This is a genomic window from Chroococcidiopsis sp. [FACHB-1243], from assembly GCF_014696895.1.
Lineage (GTDB): Bacteria > Cyanobacteriota > Cyanobacteriia > Cyanobacteriales > Chroococcidiopsidaceae > Chroococcidiopsis.
The window spans coordinates 1-5,368 of record NZ_JACJQX010000111.1 but is presented as its reverse complement, the minus strand read 5'-3'; the positions used below and the strand labels follow the sequence as shown (position 1 = coordinate 5,368).

Genomic DNA, 5,368 nt, shown 5'->3' with positions numbered 1-5,368 from the left:
GAGAAAGAGGAAACTATAGTACCAGGCGTGTTAAATTTCACTCGAATCAGTCTAATTAATTTTTTGTTACATACTTGTAAATTTTCCTGTCTACTTACTTAGTGCATCCAAAGTTTGTTCGCCAACTGCTGCACGCAAAGCAAACTGTAATTCTTTGTACAAGAAACTAGAAATATCTGACAAACCATTTTTTGCTCTCAGCGGATCTTGAATACGAAAACCAGCAGTTAAGTTCAAGCGTAGAGGAACTTTATCTTTTGACAGGATATCTTGACCGGATACCTCGATATTTTGCAACCGCATGTCAATCGCTTCAGTTTGAAACGAGCGTCCATATAACCACCAAGCATGTATTCCTGGCTCTAGTAACGCTTGAAACTCTTGATTTACATATAACATACCAACATGCTGTGCAGGGACTTCACGAATATGCAAACTGTTGTGGCTTAGTAATAGAACTTCTTTAGAACCTGCCAACAATTCTGCTACTAAATTAGGCGATAATTTAGCATTGCTACTAATATCGATCATTTCCAATTCCACACCGCGCCAAAATAACTTGCGGCTTGTAGGTGGCAAAATAGCAATAACTTTACCCAAATACCGGACAATTGCTACTTGTCGATCTTGTAATTGTACGACTTCGCAATAGGCTGAAACAAACTCAGGATGTTGTTCAATCAATACATCTTCTAGTGGAAAGTCTGGGTTAGGTACGATCCGGCTGAGAGTTCTTAGTGCAACATCCCGATTTACAGTCCAAAAAGCATATTCCCCTTGTTCTAGAGGTCTAATAAAGTTATTTTGAACGTATAGCAAGCCAATTTCATACTCTGAAATTTGGAATTTTTTCAATCCGTTTATGGCAAGTCCGCGCAATTGCTGAACAAATTCAGCAGGTAATTCTAGACTTTCTTCTAAATTGAAAATATGAGATTCTACATCAATAAAACCACGCCAAAAAGCACGTAGTTGATTTGGCATGACACTTATCCAGGTTTGACCGCAGCGTACTAAAGCAGCTTGGTTAAATGCTGTTCTAATAATTAATAGATGCTCTTGTAATTCGGCTTCGTGGGTTCTGAGCAATAATTCTAGATTTTCAATCTTAACTTCTGGCTGGTTCAAGTCATAAGTTTTGACTTGCCAGTGGCGACCCAAATAAGTGTAAGTCCCTGGCTGTAAAATCTTCTTAAAATCGCTGCGGTAATATAAAATTCCGATTTCGTTAGGCTTGATGTAAAAGGTTTTCCACATAGAAATTTGAATCGATAATTTGGGCAACTGTACCCGCCGGAGAAGATTAGATAAGAACATTCGTCTTTTTGGCAGCTTTAGCTACTAACCAGGAGCTTACAACCCTTAGCAAGATAATTTCAGTATACTACATATAATACAAAAATATTTTTTACTCTGCCAGTACAGGGGTTAACAATCTTGGTGCGGGCAAAAGATTCTCCAAAACTGGATGAAGAGTGCTGTAACCTTGCCAGAACACCCGAAGGTAATTCAACCAAAGCCAACAACGCTCAAATACGCCGTTCGATTTGCCAGTGCCAGAGTCTCTGTAGAGAATCGGATTGGGAAAACGAAGGACATACTCAAGTTAGAGAGAATTACATTTGCGCTGGCTCCTTGACTGCGAACAAACACCTGCTTGACAGAGTAAGTGACGAATAAAACGTTTTCAGCCGTTCTTAGCACTGGGAAAACCCACTACTAACTGCTTCTTCCGAAGCTGCCTTGTCCCTAACAAGGTGTCCGTACCCAGGACGAGGGGATTTTGGAGAAAGTACAGGAATCGAACCTGCTATCAATCGGCGATACACCGATTGCTCTAACCAAATGAGCTAACTTTCGGGGGTTTGATACAGGATTTGAACCTACGTCATCCCGCATACAGCAGGCGCTCTTACCAACTGAGCTAATCAAACGGTGAAATAGCTAAAGTACTTTGCGGTATACGCTTATACTATGAGTCAGCGTACCAGTCGGGTATGCAGAACCCGTACTACAGCTTTGTAACTTTACAACTACCTCGGTATAAATTTAACACAACAACCGCAAATAGCAAGCGAGAAATTACTCAAGTTGTATATTTATTCATAACTTAGGAGCGATCGCATTTCTGTTTAATCCGTTCTACTGATGCTAAAAATTCTGCGCCTTTGCTGGGGTTAACCATTGCTACGTAGTTAGCAAACCCAGTAATTGTAGCAATTAAATTATTTGAATTCCCCCATTTTTTACCTGATAAACCTTCTCGTTCAATTTGATACAAAGTAGCTCGGAAAGCTTTCAACGTTTTTCGAGATAGATTTAATTGTTGGTTTACCACAATACCCGTGACTATTTGTTGTACAGATTTACTCAAAATTTTAAATTTGTCAGAATTAATTGTAAAGCCTTCTGTAGTAATGATTAACTTGCTTCCATGAATCAAATTATTGATTTTAGTTGCTGCTTTCTCAAAACTAGAAAAAATTAAATCGTCGGCATAACGTGTATAGCGAAATCCAAGATTATTGGTAAGTTTAGTTAAATGCGTATCGAGGCGATCGCAAACCAGATTTGAAATAGCAGGGCTGGTTGGCGCACCTTCAGGTAAGTGACGTTTTTCTATATTTTTACAGCTTGTTTTATTACTATTATTTGTTGTCGCGATCGTACAGATTAATCCAAAAATTGTTGCCGCAGTTTCAGAATAACCAAAACCATGAAATAATTCTTTGACACGTTTATATGTAATTAATTGAAAAAAGTTTTGTAGATCGAGTTTTACTATTACATCTCTACCTACATGCGGTGTGGCATTGGTAACAATAGAGCGATCGCGACAAAAACCATGAGCTGCATCGTGAATTTCTATCTTATCTAAAATATGCTTTAAAATCCATCTTTGAGCAGCTTTTAGTTCGGGCGTTGGTACAGAAATTATTCTTGCTTCACCTGTTTTTTTGGAAATCTGAAAGCGGGAATAAAATGAAGTAGAAGATACAGAGCGATCGCCAGCTAAAAAATGCAGCTTTTCGACGCTGATTCCCATTGCTAATGCTATTTCTTCATCAGTGTTGCATTCAGGCAATCCTCTCTTGCGTAACTGTTCGATACTACCTTCAGTTAAGCGTGGAATAGTGGCTTGATGTTTAACAACCATACTTTTCTCTGGTAGCTACTGGCACTCCTGTAGTAAGTTACTGATTTAATTAATGTAGAAGGCGCTGCTCATTCTACTAATGCGATCGCCGAATTACGAAAACTGGCTGTCAATATCTCTAGATTGGTGCAAGACTCTAACAATTTCGATGCCATCCGCAATTTTAGTATAAAAAACGATGTAGGGCTGAACGGGAAAGCTCCGAAGTCCAGGGAGTAAATTGTTACGCTGTTTACCCATATCAGGAAATTGAGATAACATAGGGAATCGGTCTAATATTTGGGCAATCTGTTTGTCCGCTAAAAGTTCATTCTGTCGTGCTAGATAAACCCAGATATCTTCCAAGTCTTGTTCTGCCTGTTGTGAAAGACGGAAGCGATTCACTGAGCTGGCTCCTGCTCAAGTCTTTGTTTAGCGCGTCTCTTAATATTTTCAAATAAGTTGGGTAGTGAGGAATCGTTATACTCGGTGTAGTCGCCGTTCTTGAGTTGTTCCACACCCAAAGTAATATCTCGTTGTAAAGCTTCTTTTTTATGTTGATGCTCTTCCTCAGACAACGATGAATGTTGAATTTTTTGCGCCAGAAGTTGGCGCTCCTCGTCGGTGAGGGAAAGGATAATTTGAGCCAGAGAGTCAATGAGTTTGGTGTTGATCGATGCAGTAGGTTGACTCATAGAGAAGTATTGCAACAGATATTCTCATTGTAACGAAAAGGGTGTGTTAGCAAATATAGCAGGGAGTAGCTAAAAAAGCTTGAGTTTCATAAATTAGGTAGGACTGCCATATCTGTATTCCCTATATGTATACTGGATCGAGTTGATGCATGTAATTATTTCTGTGTAACCATGCCCGATCGCTATTCTGCTCGTGCAGATATTATTTTGCTCGATATTGAAGGAACCACAACCCCGATTGATTACGTTTTCGGCGTGCTGTTTCCTTTTGCTCAAAAGCAGGTGGAATCGTTTCTGCAAGCGCACGATCGCGAAAGTGGAGTACAAGCAGATCTAGAGCGATTGCGGCAAGAGTATACAGCCGATGTTGCTCAGGGATTAGCTGTACCTGAATGGGTGAATAACTCAGCAACCGCCGCCGTGCCTTACATTCATTACTTAATTGAAACCGATCGCAAATCTACCGGACTCAAATCGTTACAGGGGAAAATTTGGGAAAGCGGTTATCGAGATGGGACGTTGCGATCGCAACTTTTTCCCGATGTTAAACCTGCATTTGAACGTTGGACTCGCGAGGGTAAGCGATTGTATATCTTTTCATCAGGTAGCGTTCAGGCACAAAAATTGTTATTTCAATATTCTGAAGCAGGCGATTTAACTCAGTTTTTGAGCGGCTATTTCGATACTGAAACTGGCTCAAAAAAAGAGGCAGAAAGTTATCGCAAAATTGCTCAAGCGATCGGTGTATCACCAAACCTAATTCTCTTTATTTCAGATGTAACGGCGGAACTAAAAGCAGCTGAGGCGGCGAAAATACAAACGCTCTTTTCTCTGCGAGCGGGTAATCGCACATCAGATTCAGAGGGGTTTCCCGTTATTAGTAGTTTTGATAATGTTTAATTTCAGTTAGGGTGATGCGATCGCTTAATTAAAGCTCGTTCTCCACTCAACAAAGCAATACCCAACGTGACAATACCAATACCTAAAATCTGGATTACATTCAAAGTTTCATGAATTACGATCCAGGCAACTAATGCCGTCAATGCTGGACTGCCAGAACCAATTATGGAAGCGGCGGTTGCACCAATTGCGCGAATACCAATATTATTCAAAATGTGTCTGAGAAAACTCACTAACCCTGAAAATATGCCGCCAATCCATAAAGGTGTCCAGGCAAGATTGGTATAGGGGAGTTGCCAAAATAACAGACTCATGCCAGAAAATAGCAGCGTGGTAGCAAAACTGATCCAGGTGAAGGGAATGGGATGCAGTTTTTCAAAGCATTTTTGGGCAATGACTGTATAAAGAGCATAAACGACTCCAGAGCCGACGCTGGCAAGAATGCCGATCGCAATTGCATAATGGGACTTTGTAGAAAAGTAAGAAAAAATAGAGATACAATACAGTCACCGAGGTAGTTTTACGTCAGTCTCAACAGGAGCAGCGTAAATGAAAGATCAAGTAAGTGCAGCGATGCCAGCATGTTTTGATAACTGGTGTCGTCGGTTCGACGATATATTTTCTCGCCAAAAGCAGA

At 40.3% G+C, this 5,368-nt stretch carries 6 protein-coding genes, 2 tRNA genes and 1 pseudogene; 2 read left to right on the top strand and 7 right to left on the bottom strand.

What is annotated here, in order from left to right; all coding sequences use genetic code 11:
* Positions 1-99: 99 nt before the first annotated feature.
* A pseudogene (locus H6G17_RS32020) lies at positions 100-1,257 on the bottom strand (SPFH domain-containing protein); the annotation flags it as partial.
* Positions 1,258-1,468: 211 nt separating this feature from the next.
* On the opposite strand from H6G17_RS32020, the gene H6G17_RS32015 reads away from it, so the two are divergent.
* Entirely contained in the window at positions 1,469-1,639 is a 171-nt protein-coding gene (locus tag H6G17_RS32015) for a hypothetical protein (RefSeq protein ID WP_192162735.1), read from the top strand.
* A 147-nt stretch (positions 1,640-1,786) separates the two neighbouring features.
* Here the strand turns inward: H6G17_RS32015 and H6G17_RS32010 are convergent.
* From H6G17_RS32010 to H6G17_RS31990, 5 genes are all read right to left on the bottom strand, one after another.
* Positions 1,787-1,860: transfer RNA gene (locus tag H6G17_RS32010), tRNA-Ile, on the bottom strand.
* Positions 1,861-1,862: 2 nt separating this feature from the next.
* Positions 1,863-1,934, bottom strand: a tRNA-Tyr gene (locus tag H6G17_RS32005).
* A gap of 176 nt (positions 1,935-2,110) precedes the next feature.
* Positions 2,111-3,157 (bottom strand): reverse transcriptase family protein, encoded by a 1,047-nt coding sequence (locus H6G17_RS32000; RefSeq protein WP_192162732.1) that lies wholly within the window; start codon positions 3,155-3,157, stop codon positions 2,111-2,113.
* A 93-nt stretch (positions 3,158-3,250) separates the two neighbouring features.
* A complete protein-coding gene (locus H6G17_RS31995) occupies positions 3,251-3,541 on the bottom strand; it encodes a type II toxin-antitoxin system RelE/ParE family toxin (RefSeq protein WP_192162730.1) in 291 nt (96 codons plus the stop codon).
* The gene (locus tag H6G17_RS31990) at positions 3,538-3,831 is read right to left on the bottom strand and encodes a hypothetical protein (RefSeq protein WP_192162728.1); all 294 of its coding nucleotides are present in this window, start codon (positions 3,829-3,831) and stop codon (positions 3,538-3,540) included. Before H6G17_RS31990 ends, H6G17_RS31995 begins: the two co-directional genes overlap by 4 nt.
* A 171-nt stretch (positions 3,832-4,002) precedes the next feature.
* On the opposite strand from H6G17_RS31990, the gene mtnC reads away from it, so the two are divergent.
* Positions 4,003-4,731, top strand: coding sequence for an acireductone synthase (gene mtnC / locus H6G17_RS31985; RefSeq protein WP_192162726.1), 729 nt, complete (start codon positions 4,003-4,005; stop codon positions 4,729-4,731).
* Between the two features lie 2 nt (positions 4,732-4,733).
* Here the strand turns inward: mtnC and H6G17_RS31980 are convergent, their stop codons facing one another.
* On the bottom strand, positions 4,734-5,174 hold the full coding sequence (locus tag H6G17_RS31980; RefSeq protein WP_347276499.1) for a DMT family transporter: 441 nt from the start codon (positions 5,172-5,174) through the stop codon (positions 4,734-4,736).
* Between the last annotated feature and the right edge of the window lie 194 nt (positions 5,175-5,368).